This window comes from Sphingobium limneticum (genome assembly GCF_008710155.1).
Classification (GTDB): domain Bacteria; phylum Pseudomonadota; class Alphaproteobacteria; order Sphingomonadales; family Sphingomonadaceae; genus Sphingobium; species Sphingobium limneticum.
On sequence record NZ_VYPZ01000018.1, the window covers coordinates 56745 to 74053 of the forward strand.

Annotated in this window: 13 protein-coding genes; 6 read left to right on the forward strand and 7 right to left on the reverse strand. The window is 60.6% G+C overall.

The annotated features are described in order from the left end of the window. Positions 1–147: 147 nt before the first annotated feature. From F4U94_RS17500 to F4U94_RS17510, 3 genes are all read left to right on the forward strand, one after another. Positions 148–1128 carry a threonine ammonia-lyase gene (locus tag F4U94_RS17500; RefSeq protein WP_120252612.1) on the forward strand — a complete coding sequence of 327 codons (981 nt, stop codon included), beginning with the start codon at positions 148–150 and terminating at the stop codon, positions 1126–1128. 230 nt (positions 1129–1358) lie between these two features. Continuing rightward, positions 1359–3734, forward strand: a complete 2376-nt coding sequence (locus tag F4U94_RS17505; protein ID WP_232016493.1) for a TonB-dependent receptor — start codon at positions 1359–1361, stop codon at positions 3732–3734. A gap of 22 nt (positions 3735–3756) precedes the next feature. Beyond that, positions 3757–5184, forward strand: coding sequence for an esterase-like activity of phytase family protein (locus tag F4U94_RS17510; protein ID WP_246171639.1), 1428 nt, complete (start codon positions 3757–3759; stop codon positions 5182–5184). An 81-nt stretch (positions 5185–5265) separates the two neighbouring features. Here the strand turns inward: F4U94_RS17510 and F4U94_RS17515 are convergent, their stop codons facing one another. The 6 genes from F4U94_RS17515 to F4U94_RS17540 form a co-directional block, all read right to left on the reverse strand. After that, on the reverse strand, positions 5266–5964 hold the full coding sequence (locus tag F4U94_RS17515) for a hypothetical protein (RefSeq protein ID WP_150412113.1): 699 nt from the start codon (positions 5962–5964) through the stop codon (positions 5266–5268). A gap of 259 nt (positions 5965–6223) precedes the next feature. Beyond that, positions 6224–7390, reverse strand: coding sequence for a DegT/DnrJ/EryC1/StrS family aminotransferase (locus tag F4U94_RS17520; protein WP_120252609.1), 1167 nt, complete (start codon positions 7388–7390; stop codon positions 6224–6226). Positions 7391–7544: 154 nt separating this feature from the next. Continuing rightward, on the reverse strand, positions 7545–8297 hold the full coding sequence (locus F4U94_RS17525) for a CpsD/CapB family tyrosine-protein kinase (RefSeq protein ID WP_120252608.1): 753 nt from the start codon (positions 8295–8297) through the stop codon (positions 7545–7547). Beyond that, the gene (locus F4U94_RS17530) at positions 8294–9784 is read right to left on the reverse strand and encodes a GumC family protein (RefSeq protein ID WP_120252607.1); all 1491 of its coding nucleotides are present in this window, start codon (positions 9782–9784) and stop codon (positions 8294–8296) included. The genes F4U94_RS17525 and F4U94_RS17530 overlap by 4 nt, the downstream gene beginning before the upstream one ends. Next, complete coding sequence (locus tag F4U94_RS17535; protein ID WP_120252606.1) at positions 9781–10989, reverse strand: hypothetical protein; 1209 nt, start codon at positions 10987–10989, stop codon at positions 9781–9783. The genes F4U94_RS17530 and F4U94_RS17535 overlap by 4 nt, the downstream gene beginning before the upstream one ends. Further along, on the reverse strand, positions 10970–11584 hold the full coding sequence (locus F4U94_RS17540) for a polysaccharide biosynthesis/export family protein (protein WP_246171638.1): 615 nt from the start codon (positions 11582–11584) through the stop codon (positions 10970–10972). Before F4U94_RS17540 ends, F4U94_RS17535 begins: the two co-directional genes overlap by 20 nt. Positions 11585–11870: 286 nt before the next feature. Between F4U94_RS17540 and F4U94_RS17545 the strand changes: the two genes are divergently transcribed. After that, positions 11871–12704, forward strand: a complete 834-nt coding sequence (locus F4U94_RS17545) for a WecB/TagA/CpsF family glycosyltransferase (protein WP_120253475.1) — start codon at positions 11871–11873, stop codon at positions 12702–12704. 64 nt (positions 12705–12768) lie between these two features. Next, complete coding sequence (locus F4U94_RS17550; RefSeq protein ID WP_150412114.1) at positions 12769–13890, forward strand: hypothetical protein; 1122 nt, start codon at positions 12769–12771, stop codon at positions 13888–13890. Here the strand turns inward: F4U94_RS17550 and F4U94_RS17555 are convergent. Then, positions 13813–15963, reverse strand: coding sequence for a hypothetical protein (locus tag F4U94_RS17555; protein WP_161600413.1), 2151 nt, complete (start codon positions 15961–15963; stop codon positions 13813–13815). The genes F4U94_RS17550 and F4U94_RS17555 overlap by 78 nt on opposite strands. A 172-nt stretch (positions 15964–16135) precedes the next feature. Between F4U94_RS17555 and F4U94_RS17560 the strand changes: the two genes are divergently transcribed. Then, a complete protein-coding gene (locus tag F4U94_RS17560; RefSeq protein WP_150412116.1) occupies positions 16136–17215 on the forward strand; it encodes a glycosyltransferase family 4 protein in 1080 nt (359 codons plus the stop codon). The last annotated feature ends 94 nt before the right edge of the window (positions 17216–17309 follow it).

Consider the following 17309-nt stretch of genomic DNA (forward strand, 5'->3'; position numbering starts at 1 on the left):
ATATTGCACGTTTCGACCAGCCAGCCGGCTACATCGAAGGCCTGACAGGCGGCCGAAGGTGGCACCGTTTGTGCGGCTTACAATGTGGAATGATCAAGAAAAGCCGGCATATATTGCGACCCTCGTTCGCCAAATTGGACAATCATCATGACCGACCTTGCCATTGACGCTGCCGATGTTCGTGATGCCGCAGAACGTATTTCCGGAGCGATCATCCGGACGCCCATGCTGGAATTTGCGCCGCTCAACGAGCGGGTCGGGCACAGGGTGCTGGTCAAGTTCGAAGGTGCCCAACATACCGGATCGTTCAAGTTTCGCGGCGCCTATAACCGTCTGTCCCGTATTCCGGACGAACAGCGGGCCCATGGCGTTGTGGCATGGTCTTCGGGCAATCATGCGCAGGGCGTTGCCGCAGCAGCGCGGTTGCTCGATATTCCGGCGACCATCGTGATGCCGTCCGACGCGCCCGCCATCAAGGTCGCCAATACGCGCGCACTTGGAGCACAGGTCGTGCCCTATGATCGCTACACGCAATCGCGCGAGGCCATCGCCACGGCGTTGGCAGCGGAGCGCGACGCCGTGCTCGTCCCATCCTTTGACGACCCCTACATCATCGCAGGGCAGGGAACGGCCGGACTGGAGATATGGGAGCAGGCGCAGGCGGCCGGGGTTCAGATAGGCCGGGTGCTGGTATGCTGCGGCGGTGGCGGCCTTGTTGCGGGTATCGCCACGGCGATCAAGGATCAGGCGCCCGGCGTAGCTATCTACAGCGTGGAGCCGGCTGCATTTGACGATACCGCCCGGTCGCTGGCCAGTGGTGTACGAGAAAGCGTGGAGGCCCAGGCTCGTTCGATTTGCGACGCCCTGTTGGCGCCCAGCCCCGGCGCTTTGACATTCCCCATCAACAAGGCGCTGCTGTCCGGCGGGCTTTGCGTCACCGACGATCAGGTCCGCGATGCAATGCGCTTCGCCTTCGAAAAGATGAAGCTGGTCATTGAACCCGGCGGTGCGGTGGCGCTGGCCGCGGCGCTGGAGGGCATCGCGCCGCCAGCCGATGGTGCCACGGTCGTCGTGATATCTGGCAGCAATGTCGATCCGCAAGCCTATGCGCAGATCATAGCCGGCTGAGATCGAACGCGGCGATTACCTTATAGAGCATGATTTCGATCGGCTAGCGGAAGTGGCCGATCGGGTTAGGACGCTACTCTGCCGGGCACCGCCACCCGGCCATGATGCATAAATGTCTCACAAACGACAACATTAATGCCGCGTTTCTGAATCGTAACAAAAATGACCAGAAGCGGGCTTAGCGGCCTCTCCGGGGTGATCGAGAGGGTCGCCGGGGACAGGATATATACATGACGAATTTTTCGCGCCGCAATATGCGCCACGGCAAGGCTTACGCATTTTTCATGGCCTCCGTCGCGCTGGTCGCCATCGCGCCCGCCAGCTACGCCGAGACGGCCGCAACCGCCGCACCGGCGCTCGATACCGCAGGCAATGGCAATGTCGACATCGTCGTTGTCGGCAGCGGCGAAACGCGATCGGTTTCGACCCTGGTACCGTCCAACCTGGATGCGCTGCCGCCCGGCACCAGCATTCAGAAGGCGTTGAACATGCTGCCCGGCGTCAGCGCGCAATCCATCGACGCGCTGGGCGTCAACGAACAGTCCCTGTCGCTTCAGGTACGTGGTTTCAGCACCACACATTTGGGCTATACGCTGGACGGCATGCCGCTGGGCGACGGCGCCTACAATAATTATAACGGCCTGACGATCAGCCGCGCATTGATCTCCGAAAATCTGGGACGCGCAGACCTTGCCACGGGCATTGCCGGCCTTGCGATCGCTTCAACCAGCAATCTGGGCGGCGCGGTGATCTACACCAGCAGCGACCCGAGCAAGGATCTGGGCCTGAAGGTCAGCCAGACCATCGGCAGCGAGAAGACCGCGCGCACATTCGTACGCTTCGACACCGGCGAGTATCAAGGCCTGTCGGCCTATGTTTCGGGCCATTACAGCCGACAGGATCTGTTCGTGGATCAAGCCGCGTACAAGAAATCCACGGGCAAGCAGGTCAATGCCAAGATCGTGTATCGGACCGATGGCTTCAAGCTGACGGCCTTTGCCGACATTTCGCGCACCAACCAGGCCGACGATGCCTATCTGTCCAAAGACACGCTGGCGCGCCGCGGCTGGGATCTGGGCGGTTATGCCCCGAATTGGCAGACCTATCTCAGCCGCAACGCCTGCGCGGTGACGACGACACCGATCAAGTGCGTCCCGTCCGCGGCGCCGGAGAAAAGCGGCGACGTGACCTTCACCAACGGCCAGATCCTGCGGAACGACCAGCTCTATTATCTCGCGGCCGATATCGAAATCGCCACGGGGCTGAGCGCACGCGTGCAGGGATATCGCCATACCGACAAGGGTGCCGGCAACAATTTCATCTCCGGCCTGTCGACTCAGGGTACGGCGACCACCGCCGACGACCTGCCCGTGACGATCCGTGATACGCGCTACACCATTGATCGCGACGGCGTGCTGGGCAGCCTTAGCTGGCGGATCGGGTTCAACCATTTCGAAGCGGGCGTATGGACGGAAGCCAATAAGAGCAGCGCCGCCCGCTACATCCGCAACGACGTCACCGGCCCGTTCGACCTCGGCCAGTTTCTGAAGGGCCAGCCGGCCACGGCACAATGGGTGCAGGAAACCGACTGGACGACCCGGCAATTCTACATGCAGGACACGGTGTCGCTGCTCGACGACAGACTGACTTTCGATTTCGGATTCAAGGGCACCTACTCCCGGTCCGATGCGCGGGCCATCCGCGGCATTGCCAAGGCAGCGCCGCCGGCATCCACCCAGTTCGCCACGGGATCTTTGACGGCCAAGGATTATTTCCTTCCCGAATTCGGCGTCCATTGGGAAGTGGCGCGCGGCCATGAAGTCTTCGCCAGCTATGCCGAAAATATCGCCATGTATCAGGGTGGTTTCAAACTTGGGCCGCAATCGGTGACACAGCCGATCTGGAACGCCCAGGGCGCCACGCTGAAACCGGAAACGTCGCGCAGCGTCGAGGGCGGCTATCGCTATGTCGGCCGCACGCTTCAGGTTTCGGCAACCGGCTATTGGGTGAAATTCGACGACCGGCTGTTGCAATATAATCCGTGCCCGACGAACCAGCAGCAAAATCCGGGCTGTGGCAATTCCTTCCACAACGCCGGCAGCGTCACTGCAAAGGGCCTGGAACTCGGTGTCCTGTGGAAGCCGGCGCCGTGGTTGAGCTGGTATAATTCCGCCTCCTTGAACAAGACGGTCTATGATCAGGATCTGAACTTCTGCACCGCCACCTGCGTGCTGTACGCCACCCATGGCAAGCAGCAGGTCGATACGCCCAAGCAGCTATATTCCAGCGCCCTGACGCTGAACTATGGCGGCTTCTCCGCATCGGTGATGGGCAAATATACCGGCAAGCGCTATTACACCTATATGAACGATCAGGGTTTTGGCGGTTATGCGACGGTCGATCTGGGCGTCAGCTACAGCTTTGGCGATCTGGGTCCGCTGAAGAATACGAAGCTGTCGCTCAACGTCACCAACCTGACCGACAAGCGCTATGCTTCCAATTTCGACAATAGCGTGTTCGCGCCGAACGACCCGACCGGCTCTATCCTGGTGTTCCATTCGTCGGCACCGCGGCAAGTGTTCGGGACCATCGGCGTTGCTTTCTAAACATCTGACCATCATTTGGCTATTGACGGCCCTTCTCTCCCCCCTTGCCGGCGGAGAGGGGGCGATCGCCGGGACTGACGGGAACAAGGTTCCCGACGTCCGTAATATCCCGTTTCACGATCAGGTCTTTGTCGATCAAGGCCTGGTCGGCGCCGGGCAATTGCCAGCCGACACCATCGATTTCCTGGGTGACACGCTGGGGTCTTTCTCCTCTCTGAAGATCGCGCCCGGCAGCTGGAGACGCGTCGGCGACCATTATGAGGGCATATTGTGGACCTTGCCGGATCGGGGTCGCAACGATCCGGCGGCCAAACTGTTTTTCGATTACCCCGCGCGACTGAACCGGTTCCGGCTACGCTTCACGCCCGGCGACGGCCAACTGACTTTTACACCCGACGGCGGATTGAAGCTGCGCGACTTTGACGGCCGGCCCTTTACAGGCGCGGACCCGGCCGCCGGCACGAAGACCGAGCGAGGCATCATCCTGCCCGCGCCAGCCGATGGCACCGGCATGGGCAAGATATCGCTCGACGCAGAATCGCTGCAATTCACGCGCGATGGCCATTTCTACATCGGTGACGAATATACGGCCAACATCTATTATTTCGATCGCGGCGGAAAGCTGCGCGGTGTGATCCGTCCGCCCGCCGCAGTCATGCCAATGTCCAATGGGCGCCCCTATTTCGGATCCCTGCAAGCGCCAGATACGGGGCGACGCAATAATCAGGGTCCAGAAGGCCTATCGATATCGCCCGATGGACATAGATTGTTCGTTGTCCTGCAAAGCGCCCTTGTCCAGGACAGCGCGACGGGCAACGCCGCGGGCCGCATCAACAGCCGCGTGCTGATATATGACATCAGCCGAACACCAACCCCTTCGCAACCCATTGCCCATCATGTCGTAAAGCTTCCGGCCTATGACAAGGATGGCAAGGGGCAGCGCCCCGACCGCACCGCCGCGCAGAGCGAGATATTGGCGATCGACGATCATCGCTTCTTGATGCTGGCGCGCGATGCGGCCGGACGCGGCGCAGATCCCAAAACGCCCATCGTCTACAAGAAGATTCTGCTGGTCGACGTCAGCCATGCGACCAACATTGCCGGTCTTCCCTATGAAAATGACACCATATCCTTGCTCCAAGACCCGGCCGGAACGGCACTCAAGCCGGATATCGTTCCTGCCGAACATGGCGAACTGATCGACATGCTCAATCCCGTTCAACTTGCGCGGTTCGGTCTGAGCGTTGATGCCCTGTCCGAGAAATGGGAAGCGATGGACCTGGTTCCGACCCTGCAACCGGGGCGGCCCGGCGATTATTTCCTGCTCGTCGGCAACGATAATGACTTCATCGCGCGCCACTGCCGCATGTCCGGGCAATCCTGCGATTCCGACCTGGACAATGACAACCGCATATTGGTTTATCAGGTGCGGCTGCCGGCACCTTCATGAAGACATGATCGATGGTTGACTTGGGATCGACTTCAAAAACAACCTATCGTCATTAGCCCGGACAATTGATAGATTTTGAGCCTAGATCCTCGCCGGAGGAATGAGCCGGACGAACCAAGGCAGATCTCGCCGCCAACACGCACTTGCACGTTGACGAAGACTTAATGGCCCGGCGAGGTGGGAAATCTGCTTTCGGCTCAATCCCGACCGTTCGCAAAGAAAAGGGTGACGCGGTCTGCGCGCAAAATAGCTGTGAAACAATGCCTGGCGATCTGCGTGAACAGCCGGCTCGCCTCGATGGAAATGCAGCGCCGTCTCGCAGAAGAAGACGGTTCCTGCCGGACCTTCGCAACTGACGATATCCTGATGATAGTCCGCGCCGAGTTTTTCCGTCAGCATATTATCGTCAGCCAAGCTGTAGTGATAGCCGTGAGGCCCGCCCTGTGTGGGGTCGCGGCGGCGTATGAGCTGAAACGGGCCGCCGCCCGCCACGACATCGTTGCAGTAGATGCCGATCTTTATGGTGCGCCGGTCCTCCCAGTCCCGATGCCAGCAACGCGGACCCGCTTCCCGGCCGCCAGATACCGTGTAGATCAAATTGACGCCATCATAGCCGACTGGAACGCCGAGATAGGCCTCGACGATATCCAGCAGGCGCTCATGCAATCCCCATGCGAATATCTCTGGCCGCGACGCGACCGAAGCGGGTGGGGCGATCGTCAATGCAGCCCCATCGGCGGACTGCTGCCGCGCCTCCACCGAGAAGGCATCGCCGACCATCCGCCCTGCGGCCAGCATCGCGTCCGAACCGGGCAATCCCAGCGCCGCCAGATTTGTCACGAAAATCCCGTCCCGCCGCAGTCCCTCCACGATCTCCAGGTCGATCCCCGACAGCTTGGGCGCTTTACCCTCATGCCGGGCCAGCCTCTTGGCGTGACCTCTTTCCAGGCGCCGGTTGATTATTCGCATATTGGCGCAACGCAGCGCCATGCGGGCAGGCAGATCGCGCATCCATGCCATCGCATCGCGCATATTCACCTCAGGCACGAGCCAATATTCCAACGGCCCGATCGACCTGCTCATCGCTCAGATTGGCGTGGATCGGCAGGCACAATATCTGGCGTGCGATACGGCGCGCGACCGGAAGGGCCTGACGTGCCGAGGGAAGGTCGCGATAACCGGGCATGTCGCAGATCAGGGGATGGAAATAGCGCCGCGCCATGATGCCCACAGATTGCAGTTCGCGGCATAATGTATCGCTGCTGACTGCATATTCTTCCGTTACGCGTACGGGGAAATAGGCGTGATTGAGCGTGGTCGCGCCAATGGCGTGGAACGGCATGATACCCGCCATTTCCGCCAAAGCACTATGGTAACGCGCGCTGATCGCGGCCCGCCGCGCGATGATGTCGTCGATATAGCGCAGTTGCAAAAGGCCAAATGCCGCCTGGAGTTCATTCAGCTTGCCATTGATGGATGCCCCCGCCAGCGTCATGTCGCCGACGAACCCGAAGTTGCGCAGCCGGTCGATCTTCGCCTTGGTCCGCGCGTCAGGCGATATGATCGCCCCCCCTTCTATCGTGCTGAAAACCTTGGTCGCATGGAAACTGACAGTCGACAGGTCGCCATGGCACAGAATGCTTGATCCATCAGCCTGCACGCCAAAGGCATGGGCCGCGTCATAAATCACCTTGAGGTCATGAATGTCGGCGACCTCGCCGATTGCCTTCACGTCGCAGGGATGGCCGAAACAATGCACCGGCAAGATGGCGGTGGTCCTCTCGGTGATGGCGGCCTCTATGCCTTGCGGTGAGAGGTTGCAGTCGGCCTCGTCAATATCGACGAAGACCGGCGTCGCGCCGACAAGGCGCAGCGCGTGCGCGGTCGCCACGAAGGAAAATGGCGTCGTTATGACTTCACCACCGATCCGGAGCGCCTGCAAGGCTATCCATAGGGCGGTGGTTCCGTTGGATATCAGGGAAAGATGCGGCACGCCCAGATGCTGCTCCAAAGCCCGCTCCAGTTCCTGGTGGAACGGCCCGGAGTTGGTCAGCCACCGATTGGCCCAGATGGTCTGAAGATAAGGCATATATTCAGCCAATGGCGGCATGAAGGGCTGGGTAACGGGTGTCGGCCATTGTTCCTGCACCAAAGTCAGTGGGGGAGACACGGGGGGGATCGCAGCAAGCAGTTCACGAGGAGTCATGCGTCCATCTCCACCTTGTCAGGCAAGGGTCATACGACATTGCAAAGGCGCATGCCGGACCTGCCATCTGCTATAGAGGATCGTCATGTGCCCGCGGAGACAGCGGAATGCGTGGGGGAAATCCAGACCTTCATCCCACAGGCCATGGCGGCGATCAGGGTGCTTCATAATAATCATATCCATAACGATCCCGCCTCGCGGTTATGGACTTGTTCAGCACCGATCCGACAATCCGCGTCGGGCTGAGCAGCCGCAAGACTTGCTTCACATCCCTCGCCGTGGTGCGCCCTTCCTCTATCACCATCACGATACCGTCGGCATTGCGCCCGATCAGCATGATGTCGTCCAGAACAAGGGCAGGTGGCGTGTCGATAATGCAGATGGGTTGATGGGATGCCGACTGAATCGCCCGTATCGCTCCTGCCATTCGCCCCGACGCAAGAAGGGTCGAGGAATCCTGCCGAGGCAGCCGAACCGGGAATAATGTCAGATCCAGTCCTCTCGCCTTTTGCCCGACATCTTCCCATTCGCAGTCGCCCAGCAGATAATCGTCCACGCCGGCCTTCACCGTCAGCCCAAAGCGATCCGCCATCGTCGGCCGGCGAAGGTCGAAATCGATCAATATCGTCGGTTGGATCAGGCACAGCGCCGTCGCCAGATTTGTGGTGACGAACGTCTTTCCGTTGCCCGCCTGGGTCGACGTAATCGCCAATATCCTGCCGCCATCGGCGTGAAAGCCGTTCATGATCTGGGACCGCAGCAGGATGAAGCTGCGTGCGCGCTGATCCATATGTTCCAGCCCGAATATGCCATTGTCGAGCAGCAGCGACCGGTCGAGAATGACATCTCGTCTTCCGGCTGCATGTGCGACCGTGATCGCGGTGCCCTTGGCTATGGTCGCCATCATTCCACTCCCGATCGAAGGATGTCGGACCGTTTAGACGGCAACCGCAAGAAGCGGCGCGCGCGCTCCAATATCGGCATCGCCATGCCGGGCGCCAATATCGGGATGACGGCAAGCGGCGGACAGTCCATCAACCGCGCCACCGCACCCTCGCCATGGATCGGGCCGGCGATGAATTCCCAAATTATGACCAACATCAATCCGACGACGAACCCGCCCAGAAGGCCGCTGATCAGCAGTTGCATTCTTTTGGGACGAATGGGGTCGAGCGGCGCACTGGCCGCGTTCACGACCGAAAATCGCTCGCCCTTATCCTCTGCCTGAAGGCTGGCGGCGACCTGCGCCTCCATCTGCGTGTCGCGCACGTCCTGATATTGGCGTTTCAGATTGTCGTAATCGCGTTCCAGATTGTTCAACTCATAGGTCGCTTGCGGCGCAAGCGCCGTTACACGCTCCATCTGCGCGATCGTTCCCACCAGTTCGTTCCGGCGTGCGGCCAGCATAGCGATACGCGCGCGCGTGGCCCCCATTTCAGACGCTACCGCGCCGCTGCCCGGCATCGGCCCCGCCGACCTTTGAGCGACGCGCCGCTGCCGATCGACGGCAATTTGCGCAGCGATCACATCAGGATGCGTGTCCGAATAAGTGGCGCCCAATTGCGCGACACGTTCTTCGGCCTTGCGCAACGCGTCCAATTCTGGCCGAGGCGCGGCCGCGATTTCCTCGCTCCGCGTCGCAAGCAGGCTGTTCTGCTGCACAAGGCCTTGTGTTTCCGCATCCAGCCGGGACACCTCCGAACGCAGCGATGACCCCGATTGCGCGCTCAACGCTACCTGATCTGGAAGAGCGCCGGCATAACGGCTCTCTATCTCCCGGCGTTTGCCTTCCAGCGCGACCATCTGATTACGTAAATCATCGACGCGCCGCCCCAGAAAGGCAGCGGTGCCCACGGCCTGCTCGGTCCGTAGCCTCTTGTCCTCGGTCATGAACATCGCGACGAGTTTCTCGGCGACGGCATGGGTGGCGTCAGGGTCGAAATAGGTGAAGGACAGGTCGAATGCGATCGTGTCGGTCGCAGCGCCCGGACGCTGGTTCCCGCTGGCGCTTACCAGATCGACGGCGATGGCGCTGCGCATGACCCCTAGCAGGTCGTCGAACGACATCGAACGCTGCTCCCGTTCGTAAAGCCCCCCTTCCCGGATCAATCTGGTCAGGTTGGAACGGCTCATGATCTGTTGCCGGATCTTTGCCACACGTTCATTGGCGTAATTGGCGGTCCGCACCGGGGCGAAGCTGGTCGGGATCTGCGGCGAATCTATCAGCAGCGTGGCTTGCGAACGATAGGCTGGCGTCATCAACAGCGCGATCGCCAGCGCCACCAATATCCCGATCAGCGTCGGTACCATGATCCACCAACGCCGCCTGTAAATAATGGCCAGGAGTTCCGGCAGGCTGATCACGCTGCCATTCTGGCTAAGATCTTCGTTCATTTGCGTTGTCCGAAATGGTAGCGCAGTTGAAGGCCGATAAAGGCCGATCCGATACGCTTTCCCGTAACCAGTTGACGGCGAAGATATTGAGCGCTGCCGGTCAAAGTCACATTAGGGCGCAACTTCCAGTCCAGCATCACGATGTTACGCACCGCATCCGTCGTACTAGTCCGCATGCCTGGGGCAGGTGCGCTCACGAGCGATCCGCCGATCAGCGAGGAATGGCGATATTCGCTGACACCGCGCAGCTTGAAATGCTCGCCCAGAGCCTTGCTGAGCGATATCGACACCGTCGCGTCGCGGCGCAGGCCGCCAAAGCCGCTGATTTCCGAGTTCAGCATGGCGGAAAAACAGCCCGTCAACGCATGGTCGCCTTCCTCCGGCTCCCGACACAGATCGACCCGGCCTGCAAGCAGGGTGCGGCCTGGCCGACGCATTTTGACGTCTTCCAGCCATTCGATCTGACGCCCTGCCCGTTCCACGCCGAGTTCTGCCAGCAGGCGTGCGCGTGGCCCCAGTTGGCGATTGAGCGTGGCGTAAAGTGCCATACTGTTCATGCCGGCCATGCCGGTCACGGAATTCATGGTATCGCGGGCGCGCAGTCCTATACTTGTGCGAGGGCCGACACGGCGAGCGTAAGCCAGGCTGAAGGTCAAGGCGTTTGCGTTGCGCAGCAGATCGCTGTCCGCATAGACGGCTCGTTCAAATCTTATGTCCGGCGTGATGAGCGTATAGATATTGGGGCGCCACGCCGCATCGACGCCGCCATACCAGCTGTTGCGAATGCCGCGCGGATCGCCGGCCGCATCATCGCTGGATGCAAGCAGGTCGATCGCCAGAGCCCGACTATATCCCGCCCATCCACCGACAGTGAGATACTCGCTATCGCGATAGCGCCCCTCGACACGGAAATCGCCCAGCAGATAATGGCCATATCGCCGTGTATAGTTGCGATATCTGATCGTGCCGCCAGCATCCATGGTCGATCCACCTGGCGAGGTGATGGTGATGCCGGGCGATGCAGCCACTTCTAGCGAGGTCGCGCCTCTGCGTTCGCCTTGCAGCAACAGGGGATTGGGAGATGCCAGAACCGACATATCGACGTCCAGCCGCGGTTCGGTGCGGCTATTGGCCGGCACGACGATCATCGCCGGGATGACGATGGCCGCGGCCCATGCCTGACGATCAGGGAATGAGAAGGACATCGCCCGCCTCCAGCAGAGGAAGAGGCGCGGCGAGCCGCCCCGGATCAATGCCGCGCGCGCCCTTCAGCAAGGCAGAAAGGCGCACCCGCTCTACCGTCTGCCCTTGCGCCGTATGCCTGAGGATGATGGCGTTCTTTACGTCCGCAAACTCCGCCAACCCGCCGGCCATGCTCAGAGCCTGGATCACGTTGACTGCCTTGCCGGACGAAAATCCGCCCGGCGTGCGGACCTTGCCCATCACATAGAAGCGCATGCCTGTGGCCTCCCTCACGGCAACGGTGATGTCCGGCGCGCCTTCCCGGTAATTGGGTGCGATGTTGAGCCGGATCTGGTTGGCGATTTCCGTCACGGTGCGATCGGCAGCCGCGATCCGTCCCGCCAGGGGGAAGGTGAAGGTACCATCGGGCAGGACGCGCACGACGCGCTGCAACCGCTCTTCCCCCCAAATCAATATGTCGAGTTCGTCACCCGGATTGATGCGATATTCAGGGTCGGAACCGCTTGGTGGGGCCAGAGGCGTTATGGGCTGTGCGATGGCAGCAAAGGGGCCGGCAAAAAGCAGTAGTAGCGAGACAACAAGCAGCAGCTTGCGCAAATAAATATCGGATCGCGCGCCAAGCATCGTGACAGCCCCCAGCAGTTGAGCGCCGAGTCTAGTTTGATCGACAGGTGTCCGTCAGTCGTTCGAGGATGGTCCTATTTCTGACCACTTGAAATGCGGAATAGGTGCCCGCGCTTTTACCCGTAGATAGAATATACGGGGATATAATGCCCCCGTATATTAAATCGGCCACGATGTTGCGGCGCGGATGTATAGAAATTTCAAATCTGTTCAGTGCGGATCCGATCTCATCCCACATCTGCCGAGGATGGAAGATTTCATGTCCCTCACATTGTCCGTTCCCACGCACGCAGTCCCTGCGAACATTGGTGAAGAATCCGTTGCTCCGCAATATTCGCAATATCATTCACCGGCGCAGACATTTGAATTTTTCGACTTTGCATTCAGCCTGCGTGATCAGGCCCAGCTGTTGGACGATATCGAACGGCGACCGACAGACGCGGCTTTTGCCTATATCGTCACGCCCAATGTCGATCATGTCGTCCGCATCCAGTGCAAGCGATCCGATCTGTGGCCCATCTATCGCAATGCCTGGATCACGCTGTGCGACAGCCGCATATTGGGAAAGCTGGCGCGACGGGCTGGTGTGGCGTTGCCGGTCGTGCCGGGCAGCGACCTGACCGTCGCGCTGCTGCGAGACATCGCTCAGGCTGACGATCGGATCGCGATCATTGGCGGAAACCCTGATATGGTCGATATATTGCGACAGCGCTTCGGCCTGTCACAGCTGATCCATCATGAGCCGCCAATGGGTTTCATTCACGATGCCGATGCGACGCAAAATGCCGTACGCTTCACCATTGCGGCGCAGGCCCGCTATGTCTTCATTGCCGTGGGATCCCCGCAGCAGGAACTGCTCGCCTACCGCATCAGCCGGACCGGCCAGGCCGTAGGGATCGGGCTTTGCATCGGGGCCAGTTTGCAATTCCTGACCGAGGAACAGGCTCGGGCGCCCAAAATCCTGCAACGTCTTTGCCTGGAATGGCTGTTTCGACTGACGCGTGATCCCAGGCGATTGTGGCGCCGCTATCTGGTGGATGGTCCCCTTATCTTCCAGATCTTTCGCCAATGGCAACGCCGACGGGCGAAGTGATCCGCCGTCGAACGACATGAGGCATCGGCATGGACGCAAAAGCTTATGGATCGCGACTGTCGCTTTGTCGCAAATCGGTCCGGCGACGCCGGTCGTGACGCAGATGACGGGTATCGCGGCACCGATGGCAGCATCCCACCAGCGTCCGGACGGTCCACGGCGGCTGTTCCTGTCGGGCCATAGCCTGATGGACCATCCCTTCCCTGAATATCTCGAACGCCTTGCCGCAAGCATCGACCGCCCTCTGCTATGGGACATGCAGCAGCTGGCCGGCTCGTCCATAAAGGATCGCACCATGGGACAGGGTGCAGGCCGCTGGACCGGCTATGCCGCGGGGACAAACAGGAATGACCAGCCGATAGATGTGCTGTCGGAACTTCAGCGGGCAGGTTCCTATGGAAACCAGCCCTATGACACGTTGATCATCACGGAACAGCATAGCTTGCTGGACGCTGTCGTGCGAAACGACATGATACGATATTTGCGCGATTTTCATGACCGCATGGTCGAACAGAATCCGCAGGCACGGACCTATGTTTTTGAAGCGTGGATGACCGTTGCCGACATGGACAATCCTGCATCATGGATCGCCTATGAGCGATCGGCTGCTCCCATATGGCGATGCGTCGCGGATCGGGTCAACCATGATCTTGCGGCATCCGGCCGCGCCGACCGCCTGATGACGATCCCGGCCGGATCGGCGCTGGCCGCACTGGTCGAGCAGGCGCTGTCGCCCATGTCCGTTCCCGGGTTGAAAGGACATGATGCGCGAGCGACAATGGCCACGCTTTTCCGGGACGACGTCCACCTTACCGAGACAGGCACATATTTCGTCGCGCTGCTGACGTCCGCGATAATATATGGGCGGGCCATTCATACGCCCGAGCGCCCTTTTGGCATGCGAGAGGACACGGCGCAGAGACTGCAACAGATGGCGTGGAATTTCACGACCGACCTGGCCGGGCCATATAGACCGATGTCAAGCGACGCCTGCCTGTCCTATCTCAGCGACGATTTTGCGCCTGCCTACCTGGCCTATCAGCGCGATCTGCAATGGCGCCGCAATCCTGACGCCAAAATCTGGCTGCGATGGATAAAGCTGCGCCTTTCATGGCCCGGCCTGTTCAGGCGCAGAGACGCCAGCAACCCGTTTCACACCGACGAGCCGGTCGTTCCGATCCTCTGATACGAGCCTTGCAAGGTCGATCAGCGCCCCGTCCGAAAAGCGCACATTGGAGATGCGGGTCAGGCTTTGCACGCCGGTAGGACCGATCACCTGCACCACGGCCTGCGATGGCTGCGCCTGGAAGCGATAGGATGTCCGACGCTCCGGCAGGACAAGCATATCATGCCCCCCGCCCCCATCGATGCGGCTGCCCGATCCCCGCCCGGCAAAGAAGCGATCATTACCGCTGCCTCCGACCAGCACATCATAGCCATGTGCGGTTCCGGTAAAGGTTTCTCCCTGCGTCCCACCCAGTGCGATCCGGGCGTCGGCATAGGCAATGGCCGGTCCGCGTGCCGAAGAGGGCGGATGCAAGCGCAGCCATGTCATCAACGCATCATATCGTGGCGAACCAGTCTGCCGGATCGTTTCGAGCGCCGACCAGTTCCCCCATTTGGACGGTGTGCCGATGATGCCGAAGTTCATGAAGAGGCTGCCGCCCGCTTGCGCAAAGGCGCTGTAGTTGGCGGTTTCCAGTGCCTTGAATTCCGGCCTGCGCTGCAATTTTGCCAGAAAATCCGTGTAAGGCTGATTAGCATGCTGGGATATGGGCGTATATTCGCCAAAGCCGCTTTCATAGCTGACGAGGCGAAGGCCATGCGCGCGCGCGCGTCCTGCATGATATTGATAGAGCGGCGCGTTGAAGTCTGTAATCCGCTCGTTCAGTTCTGCGATCGCACGACCATAGCCGCCATCCTCATCCTTCCACCAGCTTTGGACGATGGGCACGGCGTCATCGACGTTCATCGTGCCATCATAATAGCCGGTGATGGCATATTCGTCGAAATAGTCGGCGGCATGCATCGGCCGTCCGTTGCCGTCGCGCCAATGCCGGGTTTCAAGACCGGTCGCTTCCAGCCCGCGCCAGCCAAACTGGGTGCCGAACACCATCGCCACCCTGCCCGATCGCAACCCGCGTTTCTCCGCTTCGCCGAACGCCCGCTTCCAGATCATGCCCACCTGCGCCGCGCGCATGCCATACCATTCCAGCCCGTCGCCATCGGGGCCGAAAATCGCGCGGGCGCGAGCGCGGGCATAGCGCGCCTGCGGGAATATCCAGTTCCAGACTTCATTGGAAAGTTCGACATGGACTTTGAGGTCGGGACGCAGCTGCGCGTGGACATAGGAGGCAAAGCCGCGGACATAATCGTCGCTAGCGTTGACGGGCATGGTGAACCACGGCTCGGCGCCCGTACGATTGGCCAGTTCGACCATGGCTTCGACCGGCACCCCGCGGCTGCCCTCCCCCCAACGCATGGACGTGGGCCTGGGCCGATCCGCCCAGTCCAGTTGCGGCGCACGCTCGATGGCCGCCTCGTCCGTCAGCGGACCACCTATGGGCGCGAACAACGCATTGCTGTTCATCCAGTCCATGAAGCGCAGCGCATGGAAGGATTTGATCCGTTCTAGAAACTCCGGGTCGAATGTCAGCCCGGCCCGGTAGAGCGGCAGATAATCTGCCCTGACGACGCGTATATTCCGTATCGGATCACGCCCCTCTCCATCGGCGTCGATGCGCAAGTAAAGGCTTCCGCCGCGCCCGGCGCTTACATGCAACTCCCCATCGATCCGGGATAAGACCCGCGCTCCGTCCACATCGACGGCCGTGATCGCACCATGGCCTTCATAGAGGACGACATAGCGTTCGGCGGGCAGCGCAGCGGGATTGTCATGCAGGATGTTGACGAGCAGCGTGCGGTAACGGCGCATAGCGGCGTCCACCGGCAGCAGAGGCCAACCGTTACGGTCCTGCGCTATGGCTTCTCCCGTGTCGTAGACACCTTCGGCCTGCGGCAGCCAGACGCTCGCGGATTTCATCAGGTCCAGCACCGGCATGGCGCTGCTCCAATAGGCAAGGCCGTCCAGATTGGTGCCCATCGCCATACCACCCGGGGCCGGCCTCGAAACGGAGCGCGAAACCGGCGTCGCCGCCGCGCGGTCTTTATCCGTCGCGGCGGCGACGCCACCTTCCCCGCACCCCACCAGACACAACATCACGAACAAAGCGGCGGGTTTCCGACACAGAACATCCATGCGCGTGATGCCTGAAATTGCCGGAGATTTCCCCACGCACTTATCCCCTCCCAATGGGCATGATCGGATGTTGCAGGCTGTGTCCATATAGTGAGCGGACACATGGGTTCGAGGAGGCATGCTCCTGCCCCCATTCTAGCCCCCCGCCCCCGATGCGACAGGTAGCGATATTATGGTGGTTGAATGTACCGGGAAGAAATCCACACCGACCGTGCGAAGGCGCCACACCGTGCTGCTGCTGGCGGAGATCGCCAATCCCGACATGGTGAGCGTGCCGCTGATCGGGTGGTGCATTGCCGAGGCGCTGGCCCGGCAGGCGGACGTGCATCTGGTGACCCATATCCGCAATCGTCCGGCCATCATGGCCATGGACTGGCAGGAAGGCCGCGATTTTTCCACCATCGACACCGAAGCCGTGGTGCGCACGATATTTCGCGTCGCGCGATTTCTGGGCGCGAGCGACAATCGTGGCTGGACGATCTATCAGGCGTTGGCGCCGATCGGATGCTATGCGTTCGAAAAAGCGGTCTGGGATAAGTTCCGGCCCGCTTTGAAGGCCGGCGCCTATGACATCGTGCATCGCCTGACGCCGATGAGCCCGACGACCCCCTCCTATCTTGCCGCCCGGCTCAAGCGATTGGGCGTGCCGCTGGTGGTCGGGCCGCTCAATGGCGGGCTGCCATGGCCAGACGGATTTGCGGATCGCCGAACGCGCGAACGGGAATGGCTGTCGCAACTGCGCGGCGCCTATAAATGGCTGCCTGGCTATAAGGCGACCCGCCGCGACGCTGCAGCGATATTGGCAGGATCGCTCCATAGCCTTTCGGAATTACCGGAGCAGGCGCGACCGCGCAGCTTTCACCTTCCCGAAAATGGCATCGACCCTGCTCGCTTTGCCTTGCGCCGGACGAGGCGCGCGCAGGCGCCGCTGCGTGGCGCGTTTGTCGGGCGGCTGGTGCCGTATAAATGCGCCGATGTCCTAATCCGCGCGGTACAAGACATGTTGCGGGCGAATGCCCTGCATCTCGACATCATCGGCGACGGGCCGGAACGCGATATTATCGCCGCGCTGGTCAGGGAAATGCGCGTCGATAAAGCGGTCACGATTCATGGCGCAGTAGAGCATCGGCAGGTGCAGACATTGTTGGTCGATTGCGATTTTCTGGCCTGTCCCAGCATAAGGGAATTTGGCGGAGGCGTGGTGCTGGAGGCGATGGCCTTAGCAGGTTGCGGAAAAAGGCTCTTTCCTTGAGCCGCTTGAGGTGATTCAGACGCCTTCAACTGAGGTTGAAGGATTTGAGATGCGGGGCGGCGATTACCGGAGCGAAGGGTTGTTTTCCTACGTG